Below are 19,777 nucleotides of genomic sequence, written 5' to 3' on the forward strand. Positions count from 1 at the left end.
GGGGCGACTTCAAGACATGGCGGAGTCCAGACTGATCCACGGCCGGTACCGGTCGCTCGATCTGATCGGCCGCGGAGGCATGGGCGAGGTGTGGCGGGCCCGCGACGAGTCGCTGGGCCGGCAGGTCGCCGTCAAATGCCTCAAGCCCCTCGGACCCGAGCAGGACACCCACTTCACCCAGGTGCTGCGCGAGCGGTTCCGCCGCGAGGCGCGCGTCGCCGCCTCCCTCCAGCACCGTGGCGTCACCGTCGTCCACGACTTCGGCGACGACAGCGCGGCCGGCGGTCCCCTCTACCTGGTCATGGAGCTCCTCGAAGGACGCAACCTCAGCCAGCTCCTGGAGGACAACGACGCGCGCCCGCTCCCCGTGGACGTGGTCGTCGACATCGCCGAGCAGATGGCGGCCGCCCTCGGCTACACCCATGACCAGGGCGTCGTCCACCGGGACCTGAAGCCCGCCAACATCATGCGGCTCACCGACGGCACGGTGAAGATCTGCGACTTCGGCATCGCGCGGCTGGCCGCCGACATCGGCTTCACCGCCAAGCTCACCGGCGGCGGCATGGCCATGGGCACCCCGCACTACATGTCGCCCGAGCAGATCGCGGGCGGCGAGGTGGACCACCGCAGCGACCTCTACTCCCTCGGCTGCGTCCTGTACGAGATCGCCACCGGAGCCCCGCCCTTCGACCTCGGCGACTCCTGGTCCGTCCTGGTCGGCCACCGCGACACCGCGCCCGTGCCGCCGCGCGAGCACCGCCCCGAACTGCCCGTCCACTTCGAGCGGCTGGTGCTCGACCTGCTCGCCAAGTGCCCCGAGGACCGGCCCGGCGACGCCCGCCACCTGCACCGGCAGCTCCTCGAGGCCCGGCTCGGCCCCGCCGTGGCCGTCGGCGCGCACCTGCCGCTGCCCGCGTGGGCCGGGGGGATGACCGCCGGACGCAAGGCCGGCATCGAGGCCCGCCCCGCGAGCGGCGAGTGGGCGGTCCTGACCGGCTCCTGGACGGCCCACGCCGCGCACGCCGCCCACACTGCGCACGCCGCCACGGGCTCCGCCGCGCCCGCCGCGGCCGTTTCCGCCGTCGGGGGCCCGGCCGCGACGGCTACCGGCGCCCCGGCCCAGGCCCCGACCCAGGCCCCGGCCCCGCCCGCGCCGACCGTCGTACGCCCGCGTCCGGCCGAGGACCCCCGGCTCACCGCCGCCTACGGGTTCCCGCACGGCCCCGGCCAAGCCCTCACGGGCCCGGCCGCGCTCGACGCCGGCCACACGCGGGCCTTCGCCCTCAGCCGGGCCGGCCGCACCGAGGAGGCCCTCGCCGGGTACGCGGCCGTCGCCGAAGGGCGCGCCCGGGTGCTCGGCGCCGACCATCCGGACACCCTCGCCGCCCGGCAGGAGGCCGCGTACGAGACGGGCCTGCTCGGCCGCCACCAGGAGGCGTACGAGGGCTACCGCACGGTGCTCGCGGCCCGGGAGCGGACCGTCGGCCGGATCCACCCCGACACCCTGCGCTGCCGGCACAACCTGGCCTGCGCGCTGGGCGCCCTCGGCCGCTTCGCCGAGGCCCACGCCGCCGCCGCCGAGGTGGCCGCCGACCGGGCGGCCGTCCTGGGGGCGGAGCACGCGGACACGCTGCTGACCCGGTACGAGGTGGCGTACGCGCTGGGCCGCCTCGAACGCTGGGAGGAGGCCCTGGAGGCCTTCCGGCACATCGCGGCCGTACGGGAGCGGGTGCTCGGCCGCGACCACCCCGACACGCTGGCCGCCCGCTACGAGGCCGGGATCGCGCTGGGCCGGACCGGGCGTTCGGCCCAGGCCCTGGAGCTGTTCCGGGACCTGGTCCGCGACCGCACCCGCGCCTACGGGGCCGCCGACCCGGAGACGCTGCGGGCCCGGCACGTCCTCGGGGTGAACCTCGGGCGCCTGGAGCGCTGGGAGGAGGCGGTGGCCGAGGCCCGGCAGGTGGGCGAGGCACGGGCCCGCACCCTCGGCCCCGAACACCCCGACACCCTGGTCAGCCGCCGCGAACTCGCCGTCGGGCTCGGCCGGCTGGGCCGCTGGGACCAGGCGCTTCCGGTCTACCGGGAACTCTCCGGCATCCGCGAACGGTCGCTGGGCGACGGCCATCCGGACACGGTCGCGGCACACGCCGACGAGGCGCACTGCCTGGAGCGGCTGGGCCAGGTGTGTTACCAAGAGCCATGACGACCTCGCGGGGCTTCGGGCACGACGTGTACGACGCGGTGATCGTGGGCGGGGGCCACAACGGCCTCGTCGCCGCCGCCTACCTGGCCCGGGCCGGCCGCTCGGTCCTGGTCCTGGAGCGGCTCGGCCGCACCGGCGGGGCCGCCGTGTCCACCCGGCCCTTCCCGGGCGTCGACGCCCGCCTCTCCCGCTACTCCTACCTGGTCTCGCTGCTCCCCGCCAAGATCGTGCGCGAGCTGGGGCTGGACTTCGAGGTGCGCCGGCGCACGGTGTCCTCGTACACCCCCGTCGAGCGCGCCGGACGCCCCGGCGGACTGCTGGTCGGCGGCGGCGAGGCGCGCACCCGGGAGTCCTTCGCCCGGCTGACCGGCTCGGAGCGGGAGTACGAGAACTGGCGCGCCTTCTACGGGACCACCGGGCGGGCCGCCGAACGCCTCTTCCCGACGCTGACCGAACCGCTGCCCACGCGTGCCGAGCTGCGGACGCGGCTCGACGACGAGGCGGCCTGGCGGATGCTGTTCGAGGAACCGATCGGCCGGGCCGTCGAGCGGGAGTTCGCAGACGACCTGGTGCGCGGGGTGGTCCTCACCGACGCGCTGATCGGCACCTTCGCCGACGCCCACGACCCGGGTCTGGCCCAGAACCGCTGCTTCCTCTACCACGTCATCGGCGGCGGCACCGGCGACTGGGACGTACCGGTCGGCGGCATGGGCGCCCTCACGGACGCGCTGGCGGCCTCCGCGCTGGCCGCCGGGGCGGAGATCGCCACCGGGCACGAGGCGCTGCGCATCGACACCGACGGCACGACCGCCCCGGCGGAGGTGACCTTCCGTACGGCGACGGGCGAGGGCCGGGTCGCCGGCCGGGTGGTGCTCGTCAACGCCTCGCCGCGTGCGCTGGCCGAACTCCTGGGGGAGGAACCGGCGCAGCCGGCCCCCGAGGGGGCCCAGCTCAAGGTCAACATGCTGCTGCGCCGCCTGCCCCGGCTGCGGGACACCTCCGTGGACCCGCGCGAGGCCTTCGGCGGCACCTTCCACATCGCGGAGGGGTACGAACAGCTCGCCCGGGCCCACGCGGAGGCCGCCGCCGGCGAACTGCCCTCCGTACCGCCCTCGGAGATCTACTGCCACTCGCTGACGGACCCGACGATCCTGGGGCCCGAGCTGGCGGAGCAGGGCTACCAGACCCTGACCCTCTTCGGGCTTCACACCCCGGCCCGGCTGTTCGAGAAGGACAACCAGGGGGCGCGCGAGGTGCTGCTCGCCGCCACCCTCGCCCAGCTCGACGCCCACCTGGCCGAACCGCTCACCGACTGCCTGGCCTTCGACGCCGACGGCCGCCCGTGCATCGAGGCCAAGACCCCGCTCGACCTGGAGCGCGAACTGCGCCTGCCCGGCGGGCACATCTTCCACGGGGACCTTTCGTGGCCGTACTCCGACTCCGTGGAGGGCGGCGGCCGTTGGGGCGTGGAGACCGCCCACCGCAGCGTACTGCTGTGCGGCGCGGGGGCGGTCCGCGGCGGCGGCGTCAGCGGGGTCCCCGGCCACAACGCGGCGATGGCGGTACTGGGACACTGACGCGCCCCGGCGCCCCGGGCCCCGGCGCCCCGTCAGGCGACGGGGTCGATCACGACGATCGGGATCTCCCGGCTGGTCTTGGTCTGGTACTCGTCGTACGAGGGCCAGTGCTTCACCATCAGCGGCCAGAACCGGGCACGCTCCTCGGAGGTCGCGGTCCGCGCGATGCCCTGCCTGACCTCGGGACCGACCTGTACCCGGACCTCGGGGTGCTCGGCGAGGTTCCGGTACCAGAGCGGGTCCGCGGGGTCGCCGCCCTTGGAGGCGACGATGAGGTAGCGGCCGTCGTCCTCGCCGTAGATGAGCGGGGTCCGCACGGGCTTCCCGGACTTGCGGCCGATGGTCGTGAGCAGCAGGGTCTGGGTGTTGTTCCAGTACTGCCCCTCGGCCCCGCCCGAACCGACGTACAGCTTGACGTGATCCAGGGTCCAGCCCGGCTTGGGGTCGATCGGGTTGTCCCAGTCGATGTCGGTCATATGGCTTCGCCTGCCTTCGTGTTGAACGGTCAACGAACCACAACAACGAGTGTCGGCGCCACAGGGCACGGCCCTGCCGCCCCTGGGCGTGTGCCCTATTCCGGAAGCCCGAACCCGTCGAAGGCGAACAGGTCGTCCAGGGCGCGCCGCGTGGCGCGGGCCGGGGTAGCGCGGACGGCGAGGTCGCGGGCGGCCACCGCGAGGGGGTGCGTCAGCGCGGCGACCCGGCCCGCCCGGCGGGAGCGGACGCGCAGGGCGTCGGTGCGGGCGCAGCGGGCCGCGCTGTAGGCGGCCAGGGCGGCCCGTACGTCGGCCCCCTCCAGCAGGTGCGCGAGGACGGCGGCGTCCTCGACGGCCTGGCAGCCGCCCTGGCCGAGGTTGGGAGTCATGGCGTGCGCCGCATCGCCGAGCCATGCCAGCCGGCCCTGATGGAACCGGGGGAGCGGGGCGGCGAGGTCGTACAGGTCGTGCTGGAGCACGGCCGCCGGGTCGATCCGTTCCAGCAGGGCGGGGATCGGATCGTGCCAGGTGCCGTAGCGGCGCAGGAGTTCGGCGCGGACGTCGACCGGCCGGTGGCCCTCGGGGACGACCGCGGTGGCGTAGACGTACACGCGGCCGTCGGCGAGCGGGACGACGCCGAAGCGCTCCCCGCGGCCCCAGGTCTCGGTGGCGGCGCGCACGGGCGGGCCGCCGGCCGCCAGGACGGTCCGCCAGGCGGTCTCCCCGCTGTGGTGCAGGCCGGGATGGGCGGGGAAGTACCGGCGGCGGATCGGGCTGTGGATGCCGTCGGCGGCGATGACGACGTCGGCGGTGAGGGCGCCGGTCGAGGTGTGAACGACGGGACGGCCGTCCGCGTCGTCGACGGCGGTCACTTCCGTGCCGTACCGGACGGTTCCGTCGGGGAGCTCGGCGGCCAGGGCGGCGGAGAGGGACGGGCGGTGCACGGCGAGCGGGGGCCGGCCGTACCGGGCGGTCAGCGCGGCGCAGTCGGCGCGGCTCAGCAGGCGGCCGCCGGGGCGGCGCAGGTCCATCGCGGCAGGGGCGGCGTGACCCGTCGCGCGGGCGGCGTCGAAGCCGATCGCGTCGAAGGCGCGCAGGGCGTTGGGGGCGAGGACGATCCCCGCACCGACGGCGGAAGGCGCCGCGGCGCGTTCGCAGACGGTGACCTCCCAACCACGACGGTGCAGGGCCACCGCCACCGAGAGCCCGCCGATCCCCGCACCCGCGACCACCGCATGACGTCGCGCCATGACGTTCCTCCCTCGTTTCGGCCATGCCCTCTACATCTGTAGAGGGCATGGCGGTCACTCTACACTTGTAGAGTGACCGTATGAGTGCACCCGAGCGCGGCAGCGACCGCAGGACCCTGATCGCGGACAGCGCGATCGAGCTGGTGGCCGCCGCCGGGCTGAGGGGTCTGACCCACCGGGCGGTCGACGGCGCGGCCGGACTTCCGGCGGGCAGCACCTCGTACTACTTCCGTACGAGGACGGCGCTGATCGGCGCCTGCTACGCGCGGCTGGCGGAGCTTGACCTCGGCGACTTCGACGGCGGCGCCACGCCTGCGCCGACGGACCGGAGTGCCGCGCCTGCACCGACGGACCAGGGCGCCGCGCCTGCTCCGATGGACCGGGACGCCGCCGCCGCGGCGGTCGCCGCGGTGCTGTACCGATGGCTGACCACGGGCCGGTCCCGGCAACTGGCGCGCTTCGAGCTGAGCCTGGAGGCCGCACGGAACCCGGAGCTCGCGACGGAACTCCACCGGGCCGGCCGGGGCTCGCGCGACCTGGCCGCCGGAATCCTGGCGGCACTCGGCGCCGCCCGGCCGGCCGAGTCCGCCGAGCTCCTGGTCGCGTGGGCCGACGGACTCCTCTACGACCGCCTCGCGGGCGCGCTCGCCCACACCCGCCCGGCCCCCGACCCGGCCGAACTGACGTCCACGGCCCGCCGGATGATCGACGCGGCCCTTGCCTAGGCCTAGTTGTCTGCTCCGGAAGCCATCGTCCCGTGGTGGAGGGGGTCCAGGACGGCGAGTTCTTCCTCCGACAGGTGCAGGGAGCTGACGGCGACGTTCTGGGCGAGGTGGTCGATGTCGCCGGTGCCGGGGATGGCCAGGACGTGAGGGCCCTGGTGGAGCGTCCACGCCAGCCGGATCTGGGCTGCACTCACCCCGTGGGCGCGGGCGGTGGCGTGCACCTCCGGGCTGTGGTCCATGGTCGCGCCGGCGGTGCGTCCGGTGCCGGCGATCGAGTAGAACGGCACGAACGCGATGCGTTGTTCACCGCAGAGGTGCAGGAACTCCTGCTGCTCGGGTGATGCGCCGATGCCGTGCATGTTCTGGACGCAGACCACCGGTGCGATGGCCTGGGCCTCGGCGAGGTGGTGGGGGCGGACGTTGGACAGGCCCAGGTGGCGGATGAGTCCGGTCTCGCGCAGTTCGGCGAGCGCGCCGAAGCGTTCGGCGATGGACTCGGTGCCGACGATGCGCAGGTTCACCACGTCGAGGTGGTCGCGGCCGAGCTGGCGCAGGTTCTCCTCGACCTGGCCGCGCAGTTGCCCGGGGGTGGCGTGCGGCAGCCACCGGCCCGAGGGGTCGCGGCCCGGTCCGACCTTGGTGGTGATGACGAGGTCCTCCGGGTAGGGGGCCAGCGCCTGGTTGATCAGCTCATTGGCGGAGCGCGACGGCGAGAAGTAGAACGCGGCGGTGTCGACGTGGTTCACGCCGAGCTCGACTGCGCGGCGCAGCACACCGATCGCCTGGTCGCGGTCGCGCGGGACGGCATCGGCCGCGAACGCCTCCCCGTGCTGCGGCAGGCGCATCGCGCCGAAACCGATCCGGTGGACCGTGCGGTCGCCGAGCTTCCAGGTGCCCGATGCCGCCGCGGTGATCGTCTGTGAGGTCATGGCGGGATGATCTCCGCACGGTAGGCTGGCCCGCCATTGATTCAGGCATGTGTGAATCCATCGAGGAGTGGTCGTCCTGGCGGAGCTGGTGTTCTCGACGAGCGATCTGGCGCAGGTGCGGTTCGCCGTCTCACCCATGTGGGAGGTCGCACCCAGCTTCCGGCTGCTGAGGTCCGGCACCACGCATCCGGTCCATCGGCCCTGGGCCGACCGGGTACGCCCGCGCATGGTGGCCGCCGGGCTGGACCGGGGCTGGCTCTGCGAGCTGATCCCGCCCACCGGCGGCTACGTCCCCGACTTCCTCAACCCGCCCCCCGCCGGACCCGCCCCCACCCCGGCGGCAGAGCGGGACGCGATCCGGGCCTCGCCCGCCGACCGGGTACGCCAGGACCTCGACCACCTGGCCCGCCACCAGGGGAACCTCGGCCCCCGGCTGCGGGCGCTGCGCGACGACCCACAGGGCCTCCTGGCCAAGGTCGCAGAAGAGATCGAAACGTACTGGGAGCTGGCACTCGCCCCCTACTGGGCACGCATCCGGGCGGTCCTGGACGCAGACGTCCTCTACCGGGCGCGCATGGCCGCCGAGCACGGCGCCGGACACCTCCTCGACGACCTGCACACGTCCGTGAGCTGGGACGGCAATGCGCTACGGATGGCCCGCCGAAAGCGGCCGCTGACCCGTACGACGGCAGGAACCGGGCTGCTGCTGATCCCCTCGGTCTTCACCGGACCGGGACTGCGCACCCGGACAACGCTGCCGGACCCACCTCAACTCGCCTATCCGGCGCGCGGTATCGGCACGCTGTGGAGGCCGCGCCCCGCAACCCGGGCCGACTCCCTCTCCGCCGTACCTCCACCTGACCTGACGCCAACCCCCCGAAGGATTCACGGAGCCGACCACTCAGGTCATGCCCGGGCTCGGGCGGGTACCTCGCGGGCGAGCAGGAGGGTCACGGCGCCCAGGAGGGTGCCCGTGATGCGGCGTTGTACGGAGGCCCAGCTCGGGCGTCGGCCGAGGAAGCCGGCGATGGCGCCGGCGGCGACGACGATCAGGGCGTTGACGGTCAGGCTCACCGCGATCTGAACCGACCCGAGCGTCAGGCCCTGCGCGGTCGGATGCCCGCGATGCGGGTCGATGAACTGCGGGATCAAGGTCAGGTACATGATCGCGGCCTTGGGATTGAGCAGGTTCGTCACCAGCCCCATGCGGAAGAGCCGCGCCGGGCCGTCACGGGGGATGTCGCGGACCTCGAACATGCCTCGCCCGCCGGGGCGTAGGGCCTGCCATGCGAGGTGGGCGAGATAGAGGACGCCGGCGGCTTTGAAGCCGATGAACAGCCAGGGCACGGCGACGAACACGACCGCGAGGCCGAGGTTGCCCATCAGCATGTAGACGACGAAGCCGACGCCGGTGCCGGCCAGGGAGACGAGGCCCGCAGCGCGTCCCTGGCTGATGCTGCGCGAAACGAGGTAGATCATGTTGGGGCCGGGGGTCAGCACCATGACCAGCGCGGTGAGTGTCATGCCGAGGGCGGACGCACCGGACACGGGCGAGGGCAGGGAAGTGAGGGGCATGCCCCTACCTTGATGTAATGGCCTTATGCACCTCAACCCTTACGGTGAGTACGCCGTGCTCCTCGCCCGTTCCCTGGCCGACGACTGGCCCGACACCCGAGCCGGGATCGTCGAGCGGACCCGCGAGTTCGGCATGACGATGCCCTTCCCCGAGAGGCCTGACGACCACGTCCGCTGCCGGGCCGTGCTCGATGACTGGATCCGGGTCGTCGACGCCCGTGACCCGAGCGAGCGGGCGGCGATCCTCAACGAGCAGATGGCCGCCGCGACCGCCTATCCGCGCATGACCGACCACAACGGCGAGGGCTGGCACCTGCACTACCGCGACGTCGACGACGACCTGGCACGAGTCCTGCACGCCGTGTTCAGCGTCGGCACCGCACTGCACCTCACGACGCGCGGCATGGGTCGCCTGGGCCGGTGCGCGGCTCACCCCTGCACGAAGGTCGTCGTCGACACCTCGCGGAACGGCACCCAGCGGTACTGCTCACCGCGCTGCGGCGGCCGGGACGCCGTCCGTCGCCACCGGGCTCGTCAGCGCGGGCGATGACGGCCCTGGCTCCGTGACCGGTCGGCGTGCGGGCTTCAGTCCGCCGAGCGGGACCAGCCGGCCGCCTCGATGCGGGAGGCGTCCGCCGGGCGGTCCTCGGCGAAGAGGAGGTGGGCGGGTTCCGACACGCGCAGGACGTCTACGTAGGCGCCCCGGCCCACGTAGCGACCCTGCGCGGTGTGGCGGAAGCGGAGGTGCACCTCGCGGCCGGCCCAGGCGGCGAGCGGAGCTTCGAGGCGGTGCCAGATGCGGCCCGACCAGCCGGAGACGGAACCCTGCGGCCACTGTTCGGCGGCTCCGCCGGTCGTGCGGACGGTGGTGAAGGGGAGCGGCTCCCAGGCCTGCCCGTCGGCGGACGCCTCCAGGTGCAGTGCTCCCGCGCCGGGCACGGTGTCCCACCACAGCGCGCAGCGCAGCCGGGCGGCTCCGGTGGTGGGGGTGAGGGGCGGGAGGGTCAGGGTGCCCGAGCCGCCGGTTTCCATGCCGGAGTACCAGGCCGGGCCGCCGTGCTTCGTGCGGACGGGGACGGCGCGGGCGAAGCGGTTGCCGACGGCGACGCGCGGGGCGCTGCCGGCGCGCCAGGTGCGCACGGGGTGGACGGAGTTGCCCAGGAGGATCAGGAAGGAGTCCGTGGAGGGGTCCAGGACCAGGGAGGTGCCGGTGAAACCGGTGTGGCCGGCGGAGTGCGGGGTGGCCATGGCGCCCATGTACCAGTGTTGGTAGAGCTCGAAGCCCAGGCCGTGGTCGTCGCCGGGGAATGCGGTGTTGTAGTCGGTGAAGAGGAGCTCGACGGAGGCGGGGCGCAGGATGCGCTTGCCGGCGTAGACCCCGCCGTCGAGGAGGGTGCGGGCCAGGATCGCCAGGTCCCAGGCGGTGCCGAAGACCCCGGCGTGGCCGGCGACGCCGCCCAGCGCGTGTGCGTTCTCGTCGTGGACCTCGCCCCAGACGAGCCCGCGGTCAAGCCCGGACCAGGGCGGGCGCTGCACTTCGGTGGCGGCCGTGACCCGGCGCCAGGAGAGCGGTGGGTTGTAACGAGTGCGGTGCATCCCGAGCGGAGCGGTGATCTCGTCTTGGAGCAGGAGGTCCAAAGTGTGACCGGTGATCCGTTCCAAGAGCAGTTGAAGGGCGATGAGGTTCAGGTCGGAGTACCGGTAGACCGTCCCCGGCGTCTCCTGGGGCCTCACCGACCACAGCAGCCTCAACTGACCCGCCCGCGTGGGCTCTTTGTAGAAGGGGGCCCAGGACCGCAGCCCCGAGGTGTGCGTGAGGAGCTGGCGCACGGTGACCGACTCCTTGCCCCCGCCCGTGAACTCGGGCAGGTACCGGTGCACCGGCGCCTCCAGCTCCAGCCGCCCGCGCTCCATCTGCTGCACGGCCAGCAGGGAGGTGAACAGCTTCGAGAGGGAGGCCAGGTCGAAGACCGTGTCCTCGGCCATCGCGATCCGCTGCGCGGCCGGGAACTCCCGGACCCGGTCGGTGCGGCCGTCGTAGTCGGCGTACCGCACGGCGTCGCCCATCGCCCGGTGCAGCGCCACGGTGCGGCCCCGGCCGGCGAGGACCACGGCCCCGGCGTAGTAAGGGTGTTCGGGGGAGGGGCCGAGGAACCGCCGTGCCTCGTCCGCCACCCCTTCGAGATGCCTCTCCAGCAGCCCGGCCTGGCGGGCGGACCCGTACCGCAGTCGCAGTCCCTGGAGCGCGCGCCGCTCGGCCGGCCCCCCGGAGGCCCCCGCGGACCCGGGCAGCGCGGCCTGGAGCACGAGCACGCCGCCCAGCGCCAACAGCCGCGCCCCGAGCCGCCGCCGACTGAGCCCGCGCCCGGGCCCGAGCCCGGCGCCACCATCCACCCCGGGCCCGACACCGTCCGCCTCGGCCCGCGCGCCGACCTCCGCCCCGGGCCCGCCGCCGTCCGGCCCGGGCCCGCTGCCGTCCGGCCCGGGCCCGCCGCCGTCCGCCCCGGGCCCGCTGCCGCCGCCGTCGTGCGCCGTCGGGCCGGTCGTGCCGGAGCCCTTCGTGTCACCGTCGTTCCCGGCTGCCCCTGGTGCCTTCATGACCGGTCCTCCCGTCCGCCGTCGTGCCCTCTCGAGTATCTGCCCGCTCGCGACGCGGGCCCCGCGGCGACCGGCCGGCAAAGAATCTGACGCTGCATCAGAAAACCCCTTCCCTCGGCGGCCGGGCTGCGGCATCCTGCCGCCCATGGAGACGGAGCTGAGCAGGAAACTGGGAATAGAGCACGCCATCTTCGGCTTCACGCCCTTCCCGGCGGTGGCCGCTGCCATCACCCGCGCGGGCGGGTTCGGGGTGCTCGGGGCGGTCCGCTACACCGCCCCCGACGACCTGAAGCGCGACCTCGACTGGATGCAGGAGCACACCGACGGCAAGCCCTACGGGCTCGACGTGGTCATGCCCGCGAAGAAGGCCGTCGACGGCGTCAGCGAAGCCGACATCGAGGCGATGATCCCGGCCGCGCACCGGGAGTACGTCCGCGACACCCTCGCCAAACACCACGTACCCGAACTCCCGGAGGGCGAGGCCTCCGGCTGGCGCATCACCGGCTGGATGGAACAGGTCGCCCGCAACCAGCTCGACGTCGCCTTCGACTACCCCATCAAACTCCTGGCCAACGCCCTCGGTTCCCCGCCCGCCGACGTCATCGCGCGCGCCCACGAACACGGCGTCCTCGTCGCCGCCCTCGCCGGCAGCGCCAAGCACGCCCGCCGGCACGCCGAGGCCGGCATCGACATCGTCGTCGCCCAGGGCTACGAGGCCGGCGGACACACCGGGGACATCGCCACCATGGTGCTGGTCCCCGAGGTGGTCGAGGCCGTCGCCCCGCTCCCGGTCCTCGCCGCCGGCGGCATCGGCAGCGGCGAGCAGATCGCCGCCGGACTGGCCCTCGGCGCCCAGGGCGCCTGGCTCGGATCCCTCTGGCTGACCACCACCGAGGCCGACATGCACTCCCGCGCCCTGACCGAGAAGCTGCTCGCGGCCGGGTCCGGCGACACCGTCCGCTCCCGCGCGCTGACCGGCAAGCCCGCCCGGCAGCTGCGCACCGAGTGGACCGACGCCTGGGACGACCCGGAGGGCCCCGGCGCACTGCCGATGCCCCTGCAGGGACTCCTCGTCGCGGAGGCCGTGTCCCGCATCCAGAAGTACGAGATCCAGCCGCTGCTCGGCACCCCCGTCGGGCAGATCGTCGGCCGGATGAACAGCGAGCGCAGCGTGCAGGCCGTCTTCGACGACCTCACCAGCGGCTTCGAGCGCGCCATCGACCGCATCACCCGCATCGCCGGCCGGGCCTGAGGAACTGAGGAGTGGACACGATGACCGACACACCCCCCAACGGCTTCTGGGCCCAGGCCGTCGCCGACCCCGAGCGCACCGTCCTCGTCACCCCCGAGGGCGAGACCTGGTCCGCGGCCCGGCTGCACGCCGACGTCAACCGCCTCGTCCACGGCCTGCGCGCCGCCGGACTGGAGAAGGGCGACGTCTTCGCGGTCGTCCTCCCCAACAGCGTCGAGTTCCTCACGGCCTACCTGGCCGCCTCCCAGGCCGGTTTCTACCTCGTCCCGGTCAACCACCACCTCGTCGGCCCCGAGATCGCCTGGATCGTCTCCGACTCCGGAGCCAAGGTGCTCATCGCCCACGAGCGGTTCGCCGACGCCGCCACCGCCGCGGCGGACGAGGCGGGCCTGCCCGCGAGCCACCGGTACGCGGTCGGAGCGGTCGCGGGCTTCCGCTCGTACGGCGAACTGCTCGACGGGCAGCCGGACACCGCCCCCGCCGACCGCACGCTCGGCTGGGTCATGAACTACACCTCCGGCACCACCGGCCGGCCGCGCGGCATCCGCCGTCCGCTGCCGGGCAAGCTCCCGGAGGAGACGTACCTCGGCGGCTTCCTCGGCATCTTCGGCATCCGCGCCTTCGACGACAACGTCCACCTCGTGTGCTCGCCGCTCTACCACACGGCCGTCCTGCAGTTCGCCGCCGCGGCCCTGCACATCGGGCACCCGCTGGTCCTGATGGACAAGTGGACCGCGGAGGAGATGCTGCGCCTGATCGACGCGCACGCCTGCACGCACACCCACATGGTCCCGACCCAGTTCCACCGGCTCCTCGCGCTCCCGCAGGAGACGAAGGACGCGTACGACGTCACCTCCATGCGGCACGCCATCCACGGCGCCGCGCCCTGCCCCGACCACGTCAAGCGGGCGATGATCGACTGGTGGGGCAGTTGCGTGGAGGAGTACTACGCGGCGAGCGAGGGCGGCGGCGCCTTCGCGACGGCCGAGGACTGGCTGAAGAAGCCCGGGACCGTCGGCAAGGCCTGGCCGATCAGCGAGCTCGCCATCTTCGACGACGACGGCAACCGCCTGCCGCCCGGCGAACTGGGCACCGTCTACATGCAGATGAAGACCGGCGGATTCAGCTACCACAAGGACGAGGGCAAGACGAAGAAGAACCGCATCGGCGACTTCTTCACCGTCGGCGACCTCGGGCTGATGGACGAGGAGGGCTACCTCTTCCTCCGCGACCGGAAGATCGACATGATCATCTCGGGCGGGGTGAACATCTACCCGGCCGAGATCGAATCGGCGCTGCTCACCCATCCGGCGGTCGCGGACGCCGCCGCCTTCGGGATCCCGCACCCCTCCTGGGGCGAGGAGGTCAAGGCGGTCATCGAACCGGCCGAGGGCTTCGCGGCGAGCGACGCGCTGGCGGCCGAGATCCTGAACCACTGCGAGCGGCAACTGGCCGGGTACAAGCGGCCCAAGACCGTGGACTTCATCGAGACGATGCCGCGCGACCCCAACGGCAAGCTGTACAAGCGCCGGCTGCGCGAACCGTACTGGGAGGGCCACGAGCGCGCGATGTGAGGACCGGGCCGGTCCTGCGGCCGGCCCGCTTCCGTCCGTCCGCCACGCCCGGAGTTTCGTGAGAAGTGCCACGTCAGGGGCGTGAAGGCGGCTGTTGCACCGCACAAGCGCAACAGTTCTGGCAAGTTGGCTGATATGAGTACGGCAACGCACAGATCCCCCCTGACCGACTGGACCGTCGTGGTCCCCGTGGTGGCGCTCGTCGCGCTCGTCTTCAGCTGGGGACGCGACCTGCCCTCGTTGGCGGTGGCCCTGGTGGCCCTCTGCCTGGCGGGCGCGGTGCTGGCGGCCGTCCACCACGCGGAGGTCGTCGCGCACCGGGTCGGCGAACCCTTCGGCTCGCTCGTCCTCGCCGTCGCGGTCACCGTCATCGAAGTGGCCCTCATCGTCACCCTGCTGGCCGACGGCGGGGACAAGACCTCCTCCCTCGCCCGCGACACCGTCTTCGCCGCCGTCATGATCACGTGCAACGGCATCGTCGGCCTGTCCCTGCTCGTCGGGGCCCTGCGCAACCGCGTGGCCGTCTTCAACGCCGAGGGTTCGGGCGCGGCCCTGGCCACCGTCGCCACGCTCGCCGTACTCAGCCTCGTGCTCCCCACCTTCACCACCTCCAAGCCCGGCCCCGAGTTCTCCACGGCCCAGCTCGCCTTCGCCGCCACCGCCTCGCTCGCCCTCTACGGCCTGTTCGTCGCGGTCCAGACGGTCCGCCACCGCGACTACTTCCTGCCCGTCGACACCAAGCGGATCCGCAAGGAGGCCGCGCAGGCGGCCGCCGCCGCGGCCACCGGCGAAGACGACGAGCACGCCGAACCGCCCACCGTCCGCGCCGCCCTGATCAGCCTCGGGCTGCTGCTCGTCGCCCTCGTCGCCGTCGTCGGAAACGCCAAGGCGGTCTCCCCGACCATCGAACGCGGAGTCGCCGACCTCGGCCTGCCCTACGCCGTGGTCGGTGTGATCATCGCCCTGCTCGTGCTGGCGCCCGAGACCCTGGCCGCCGTCCGCGCCGCCCGCCGCGACCGGGTGCAGACCAGCCTCAACCTCGCCTACGGCTCCGCCATCGCCAGCATCGGCCTGACCATCCCGGCCATCGCCCTCGCCTCCGTCTGGCTCTCCGGACCGCTGATGCTCGGGCTCGAACCGCTGCACATGGTGCTGCTCGCCCTGACCATCGTCGTCAGCGCCCTCACCATCGTCCCGGGCCGCGCCACCCTGCTCCAGGGCGGCGTACACCTCGTGCTGCTGGCCGCGTACCTCTTCCTCGCCGTCAGCCCCTGAGCCCGCTCCGACCCCGTACGGCCGGCCACCGCCCCTGCGGGCAGCGGCCGGCCGTACGCGCTGCGGGGGTCAGCGCCGCTCGCGCGGCCAGACCACCTTCAGCCGGGGCGAGGTGAGGATGTCCCGCTCGCAGAACCGTGCCTTCACCCAGCGCTCCTGGGAGAAGAGCCGGGTCTGGTCGGCGGAGTGCGGGGAATTCGGGTTCGAGGACTGGCTGTACGTCAGCAGCGTGCGCGCGACCGGGCAGCGGCCGCCGTCCCAGCCGACCGCCTGGATGTGGCTGGAGCCGTGCACGACCTCCGGGTAGCCCCCGCCCGCCGCGTTCCACGGAGCTTCGATCTTGTTCCAGACGCCCAAGGCCTCCGTTCCGCCGCCCACCGGCAGCTTCTGCCCGCCGCGCACCACGAACTGGTGCTCCCCGAGCGGGGCGTCCGGAGCGATGCCCGCCGCCCTCAGCTCCGTGACCGTGTCGGCGAGGGCCCGTCCGATCCCGGGCGCCGCCCGGTTGAGCGTGCGGGGCGTCCGTACCGGATCCGTCGCGTCGAAGGGCACCAGCCACAGGTCCTTGGCCGCCGTGCTCGCGGTCAGCTTCCGCCAGAACCGGTCGAACAGCAGCGCGCCGCGGCTCGTACCGTCGGCCTTGCGGTCCCAGGCCGCCAGCACCCCGCAGGCCGCCGACACGTCCACGGCGGCGCCGTCGCTGCCCGTGGCCGTCCCGCCCGGCAGGGCCGCGCAGGCCCCCGCCGCGTCGGCCGCCGCCAGATCACCGGCCGGGACCCGGTTGGCGAACTGCTGCTCCTGCAGGTCCGCCACCGTCAGCCCGCCCCGGTCGGCCATCGCGGAGACGTCCTCCAGAGCGCCCCGGGTCCGCAGCGAGCGCGGCGTTGCGACCGTGCCCCAGATCCGCTCGTAGCCGGTGAGCGGCTGCTCCGCGTTGGCCAGCCAGGCGCTGTCGTTGGAGTTCTCGGCGTACGCGGCGTCGCGCAGCGTCGGCGCCCTGCCCGGGCCGAAGATCCCGGGCTGGACCGCGTCCGGATCGGAGCCGGGCGCGCAGTCACCGCGCGAACCGTCCAGCACCGCCAGCCCCGAGGAGGCGTACGTGGCCCTGCCCAGCGGGGTCGAGCAGCGTGCGGCGAGCTCGTCCGTGATCCGGGGGAGCACCTGGGACTGGGTGAAGAGCGTGCCGCCCGCCGAGTCGGCGGCCACCGTGTTGACCCAGGGCAGGCCCTGGGTGCGCCGCAGGGCGTCCTGCACGCCGGCGACCGAGCGGGCCCTGCCCATGGCCAGGGCCGTGTCGGAGCCGCGCAGGTTCACGGCGTTGGGGTCGGCCAGCGCGTAGGCGGTGGTCGTGGTCCAGGGCAGCGGGAGGCCGCCGCCTAGGCCGGACAGGACGGGACCGTACCGGGTCCACCACTGGGTCCGGGTGACCGGGGCGCCGCCCGCGACCCGGACGCTGACGGTGCGCGTGGTCATCTTCTCGGGCTTGCCGTCCACCAGGTAGGCGGTCGGGTCGGCCGGGTCGAGGGCCAGTTGGTGCAGGTTGACGGGGGTGCCGGTGGCCACGGTGTGGCTCCACGCGACCTTCTCGTTGAAGCCGATGTTCACCACGGTGGTGCCGAGCAGCGAGCCGCCCGAGACGTTCAGTTCGCCGGGGATGGTCTGCTGCGACTGCCAGAACCGGCGGCCGCCCTGCCACGGATAGTGCGGGTTGCCGAGGAGCAGGCCCGAGCCGTTCGCGGTGGTGGAGCCGGCGAAGGCCACCGCGTTGGACCCCATGTCGTAGCGGGCGGTGTCGAAGAACGCGCGGGCCGCCTCCGCGGCGGCCGCGGGATCGATGCCGGCCGCCGGTTCGGGGCCGGCTGCGGGATCCACACCGGCCGCCGGATCCACACCGGCCGCCGGATCCGCGCCGGTCGTGTCCGGGGCCGCCGCGCCCGGTGCGGCCGCCGTGCCCGGGGGCCGCGCCGAGGTGATGCCGTCGACGGCGCGGCCCTGGCCGCCGAGGACCGAGACGGCCAGGCCGCGGGCGGCGACGTCGGTGGCGGTGACCGGGCGCACCCACCCGGCGCCCTTGCAGGCCGGGTCGGTGATCTCGTTCTGCGCCAGCCAGGCGTTGTAGCCGGCGGCCCAGCCCCGCATCAGCTCCTTGACCTCCTTGCCCGGCCCGGCCGGCGCGGGCACGGCCAGCAGCTTCTCCACGGTGCCGGAGTCGCGCACGCCCTTGAAGAACAGGTCGCTGGAGAGGTTCCCGGAGGCGGAGGAGAGCGAACCGTCGGGCACGCCGTCCGCGCCGAACCACCGCGAGCGCTCCCCGGAGACGGTCAGGAACCCGTCGGCGAGCACGCACACCTGGTCGGCGGCCTGCGCCCAGCCGGTGCCGAACCCGAGGTGGGCGTAGTCCCGGGCCAGGATGTGCGGGATCCCGTTCTCGGTGTACCGGATGACGGCGGACAGGCCGCCGCCGGACGGGCCGGAGCCCCGGTCCGAGGCGGCGGCCTCGGGTATCGCAGAGGTGGCGGCCAGCAGTGCGGTGCCGGTGAGGGCGAGACGGCGGAGGAGCGGGCGGGCGCGACGGCGTCCGTGGAGATGGCGCAACGTACCTCCCAAGTAGCCTGCGGACGGGCGCGATCGCCCGTGCGGACGGGTGGTGCTGGTGTGCCCCCACACTCATGCAGGCCACCTGACGTCGTGTCAACATGCCGTTTGGTATCCCTGCGTGTTCCGGCCCGGCGTCCGCGGCGCCCGGCTCATTGACCTAGCCGTCCGCGCAGACGAAGATCCCGCCATGACCCCGGTGCGGAAGAACACGGTCGACGGACTGCTCCACGACAGCGCGCGGCGCGTCCCGGACCGGATCGCGGTCCGCTACCGCGAGCGGACCTGGACCTACGCGGAACTGGACGCGGCCGTCTCCACGGGCGCGGTCGTGCTGCGCGGGCGCTACGGGCTGGCCGAGGGGGACCGGGTCGCGACCTTCGGGCACAACTCCGATGCCTATCTCCTGGCCTTCCTCGCCTGCGCGCGGGCCGGGCTCACGCACGTCCCCGTCAACCAGAACCTCACCGGGGAGGACCTCGCGTACATCCTGGAGAACTCCGGGAGCACGCTCGTCCTCGCGGACCCCGACCTGGCCGGGCGGGTCCCCGAAGGCTTCGCCGTACGCCCGCTGCGCGACGCGCCCGACTCCTTCCTGGCGGACCTGGCCGACCTGGCCGAACCGGCGGAGCCCTCCCGCTCCGGGGACCCGTCCAGGCTGGCGCAGCTGCTGTACACCTCCGGGACCACCGCCCTGCCGAAGGGGGCGATGATGACGCACGAGGCGCTCTGCCACGAGTACGAGAGCGCGATCACGGCCCTGGACCTGGCGGAGGGCGATCTGCCGGTGCACTCCCTGCCGCTGTACCACTCGGCGCAGATGCACGTGTTCCTGCTGCCGTACCTGGCGGTGGGCGCACGGAACACGATCGTGGACGCGCCGGTTGCGGAGGAGATCTTCGACCTGGTGGAGGCGGGGGAGGCGGACAGCCTGTTCGCTCCGCCGACGGTGTGGATCGGGCTGGCGAACCACCCTGACTTCGCAGCTTTCGCGGACTTCGCCGTCCGCGACCTGTCGGCCCTGCGCAAGGCGTATTACGGGGCCTCGATCATGCCGGTGCCGGTCCTGGAACGGCTGCGGGCGCGGCTGCCCGGACTCGGCTTCTACAACTGCTTCGGCCAGAGCGAGATCGGCCCGCTGGCCACGGTGCTGCGGCCGGAGGAGCACGAGGGGCGGATGGACTCGTGCGGCCGGCCGGTCCACCACGTGGAGGCGCGGGTCGTCGACGAGGACGGGGCCGAGGTGCCGGACGGCACGGCGGGCGAGGTGGTCTACCGCTCCCCGCAGCTCTGCCTGGGCTACTGGAACGACGCGGAGGCCACGAAGAAGGCCTTCCGGGACGGCTGGTTCCGCTCCGGCGACCTGGCGGTCCGGGACCCCGAGGGGTACTTCACGGTCGTGGACCGGGTGAAGGACGTCATCAACTCGGGCGGGGTGCTGGTCGCCTCACGGCAGGTCGAGGACGTGCTGTACACCCACCCGGGCGTGGCCGAGGCCGCGGTGGTCGGCCTGCCGGACGAACGGTGGATCGAGGCCGTCACGGCGGTGGTGGTCCCGCGCGACGGGGTGACGGAAGCGGAACTCCTGGCCTACGCCCGCGAGAAGCTGGCCCACTTCAAGGCCCCGAAGCGGATCCTCTTCGTGGACGCCCTCCCCCGCAACGCGAGCGGCAAGATCCTCAAGCGCACCCTGCGCGACCGCTTCTCGAACCCGTCCTGACCGTCCTTCCTGCGGCCCTCGGGCGTGG

14 protein-coding genes and 1 pseudogene are annotated in these 19,777 nt (G+C 73.6%); 9 read left to right on the forward strand and 6 right to left on the reverse strand.

Going from position 1 to position 19,777, the window contains the following annotated elements; all coding sequences use genetic code 11:
- Positions 1 to 16 precede the first annotated feature (16 nt).
- Both ACE1OC_RS35965 and ACE1OC_RS35970 read left to right on the forward strand, forming a co-directional pair.
- Positions 17 to 2,203 carry a protein kinase domain-containing protein gene (locus tag ACE1OC_RS35965; protein WP_407840511.1) on the forward strand — a complete coding sequence of 729 codons (2,187 nt, stop codon included), beginning with the start codon at positions 17 to 19 and terminating at the stop codon, positions 2,201 to 2,203.
- Entirely contained in the window at positions 2,200 to 3,780 is a 1,581-nt protein-coding gene (locus ACE1OC_RS35970; protein ID WP_407840512.1) for a phytoene desaturase family protein, read from the forward strand. Before ACE1OC_RS35965 ends, ACE1OC_RS35970 begins: the two co-directional genes overlap by 4 nt.
- A 32-nt stretch (positions 3,781 to 3,812) precedes the next feature.
- Here the strand turns inward: ACE1OC_RS35970 and ACE1OC_RS35975 are convergent, their stop codons facing one another.
- Complete coding sequence (locus tag ACE1OC_RS35975) at positions 3,813 to 4,256, reverse strand: nitroreductase family deazaflavin-dependent oxidoreductase (RefSeq protein WP_407840513.1); 444 nt, start codon at positions 4,254 to 4,256, stop codon at positions 3,813 to 3,815.
- 95 nt (positions 4,257 to 4,351) lie between these two features.
- A complete protein-coding gene (locus ACE1OC_RS35980) occupies positions 4,352 to 5,506 on the reverse strand; it encodes an FAD-dependent monooxygenase (RefSeq protein WP_407840514.1) in 1,155 nt (384 codons plus the stop codon).
- Positions 5,507 to 5,586: 80 nt separating this feature from the next.
- Here ACE1OC_RS35980 and ACE1OC_RS35985 point away from each other — a divergent pair, with 80 nt between their 5' ends.
- Complete coding sequence (locus ACE1OC_RS35985) at positions 5,587 to 6,231, forward strand: TetR/AcrR family transcriptional regulator (protein WP_407840515.1); 645 nt, start codon at positions 5,587 to 5,589, stop codon at positions 6,229 to 6,231.
- A 2-nt stretch (positions 6,232 to 6,233) separates the two neighbouring features.
- On the opposite strand, the gene ACE1OC_RS35990 is transcribed toward ACE1OC_RS35985, so the two are convergent.
- Positions 6,234 to 7,160, reverse strand: coding sequence for an aldo/keto reductase (locus ACE1OC_RS35990; RefSeq protein ID WP_407840516.1), 927 nt, complete (start codon positions 7,158 to 7,160; stop codon positions 6,234 to 6,236).
- A gap of 226 nt (positions 7,161 to 7,386) precedes the next feature.
- On the opposite strand from ACE1OC_RS35990, the pseudogene ACE1OC_RS35995 reads away from it, so the two are divergent.
- A pseudogene (locus ACE1OC_RS35995) lies at positions 7,387 to 7,938 on the forward strand (DUF5937 family protein); the annotation flags it as partial.
- A gap of 128 nt (positions 7,939 to 8,066) precedes the next feature.
- Here ACE1OC_RS35995 and ACE1OC_RS36000 read toward each other — a convergent pair.
- Positions 8,067 to 8,735 carry a LysE family translocator gene (locus ACE1OC_RS36000; protein ID WP_407840517.1) on the reverse strand — a complete coding sequence of 223 codons (669 nt, stop codon included), beginning with the start codon at positions 8,733 to 8,735 and terminating at the stop codon, positions 8,067 to 8,069.
- Positions 8,736 to 8,760: 25 nt separating this feature from the next.
- Between ACE1OC_RS36000 and ACE1OC_RS36005 the strand changes: the two genes are divergently transcribed.
- Positions 8,761 to 9,285 carry a CGNR zinc finger domain-containing protein gene (locus ACE1OC_RS36005; protein WP_407840518.1) on the forward strand — a complete coding sequence of 175 codons (525 nt, stop codon included), beginning with the start codon at positions 8,761 to 8,763 and terminating at the stop codon, positions 9,283 to 9,285.
- Between the two features lie 35 nt (positions 9,286 to 9,320).
- Here the strand turns inward: ACE1OC_RS36005 and ACE1OC_RS36010 are convergent, their stop codons facing one another.
- Positions 9,321 to 11,333: a serine hydrolase gene (locus ACE1OC_RS36010; RefSeq protein WP_407840519.1), complete on the reverse strand. Its 2,013-nt coding sequence runs from the start codon at positions 11,331 to 11,333 to the stop codon at positions 9,321 to 9,323.
- 145 nt (positions 11,334 to 11,478) lie between these two features.
- On the opposite strand from ACE1OC_RS36010, the gene ACE1OC_RS36015 reads away from it, so the two are divergent.
- The 3 genes from ACE1OC_RS36015 (at position 11,479) to ACE1OC_RS36025 (ending at position 15,434) form a co-directional block, all read left to right on the forward strand.
- Complete coding sequence (locus ACE1OC_RS36015; protein ID WP_382968637.1) at positions 11,479 to 12,585, forward strand: nitronate monooxygenase; 1,107 nt, start codon at positions 11,479 to 11,481, stop codon at positions 12,583 to 12,585.
- A 20-nt stretch (positions 12,586 to 12,605) separates the two neighbouring features.
- Positions 12,606 to 14,159, forward strand: a complete 1,554-nt coding sequence (locus tag ACE1OC_RS36020; RefSeq protein WP_407840520.1) for an acyl-CoA synthetase — start codon at positions 12,606 to 12,608, stop codon at positions 14,157 to 14,159.
- Positions 14,160 to 14,294: 135 nt separating this feature from the next.
- The gene (locus ACE1OC_RS36025) at positions 14,295 to 15,434 is read left to right on the forward strand and encodes a calcium:proton antiporter (protein WP_407840521.1); all 1,140 of its coding nucleotides are present in this window, start codon (positions 14,295 to 14,297) and stop codon (positions 15,432 to 15,434) included.
- A gap of 69 nt (positions 15,435 to 15,503) precedes the next feature.
- Here the strand turns inward: ACE1OC_RS36025 and ACE1OC_RS36030 are convergent, their stop codons facing one another.
- A complete protein-coding gene (locus tag ACE1OC_RS36030; protein ID WP_407840522.1) occupies positions 15,504 to 18,029 on the reverse strand; it encodes a penicillin acylase family protein in 2,526 nt (841 codons plus the stop codon).
- Positions 18,030 to 18,219: 190 nt separating this feature from the next.
- On the opposite strand from ACE1OC_RS36030, the gene ACE1OC_RS36035 reads away from it, so the two are divergent.
- Positions 18,220 to 19,749, forward strand: coding sequence for a fatty acyl-CoA synthetase (locus ACE1OC_RS36035; protein WP_407840523.1), 1,530 nt, complete (start codon positions 18,220 to 18,222; stop codon positions 19,747 to 19,749).
- Positions 19,750 to 19,777: the final 28 nt, after the last annotated feature.

It is taken from the genome of Streptomyces stoeckheimensis, assembly GCF_045822005.1.
In the GTDB taxonomy this organism is placed as follows: domain Bacteria; phylum Actinomycetota; class Actinomycetes; order Streptomycetales; family Streptomycetaceae; genus Streptomyces; species Streptomyces stoeckheimensis.

Coding starts and splice junctions, on each gene's coding strand:
- ACE1OC_RS35965 (WP_407840511.1), top strand. CDS start 17: ATGGCGGAGTCCAGACTGATCCACGGCCGGTACCGGTCGCTCGATCTG.
- ACE1OC_RS35970 (WP_407840512.1), top strand. CDS start 2,200: ATGACGACCTCGCGGGGCTTCGGGCACGACGTGTACGACGCGGTGATC.
- ACE1OC_RS35975 (WP_407840513.1), bottom strand. CDS start 4,256: ATGACCGACATCGACTGGGACAACCCGATCGACCCCAAGCCGGGCTGG.
- ACE1OC_RS35980 (WP_407840514.1), bottom strand. CDS start 5,506: ATGGCGCGACGTCATGCGGTGGTCGCGGGTGCGGGGATCGGCGGGCTC.
- ACE1OC_RS35985 (WP_407840515.1), top strand. CDS start 5,587: ATGAGTGCACCCGAGCGCGGCAGCGACCGCAGGACCCTGATCGCGGAC.
- ACE1OC_RS35990 (WP_407840516.1), bottom strand. CDS start 7,160: ATGACCTCACAGACGATCACCGCGGCGGCATCGGGCACCTGGAAGCTC.
- ACE1OC_RS36000 (WP_407840517.1), bottom strand. CDS start 8,735: ATGCCCCTCACTTCCCTGCCCTCGCCCGTGTCCGGTGCGTCCGCCCTC.
- ACE1OC_RS36005 (WP_407840518.1), top strand. CDS start 8,761: ATGCACCTCAACCCTTACGGTGAGTACGCCGTGCTCCTCGCCCGTTCC.
- ACE1OC_RS36010 (WP_407840519.1), bottom strand. CDS start 11,333: ATGAAGGCACCAGGGGCAGCCGGGAACGACGGTGACACGAAGGGCTCC.
- ACE1OC_RS36015 (WP_382968637.1), top strand. CDS start 11,479: ATGGAGACGGAGCTGAGCAGGAAACTGGGAATAGAGCACGCCATCTTC.
- ACE1OC_RS36020 (WP_407840520.1), top strand. CDS start 12,606: ATGACCGACACACCCCCCAACGGCTTCTGGGCCCAGGCCGTCGCCGAC.
- ACE1OC_RS36025 (WP_407840521.1), top strand. CDS start 14,295: ATGAGTACGGCAACGCACAGATCCCCCCTGACCGACTGGACCGTCGTG.
- ACE1OC_RS36035 (WP_407840523.1), top strand. CDS start 18,220: ATGACCCCGGTGCGGAAGAACACGGTCGACGGACTGCTCCACGACAGC.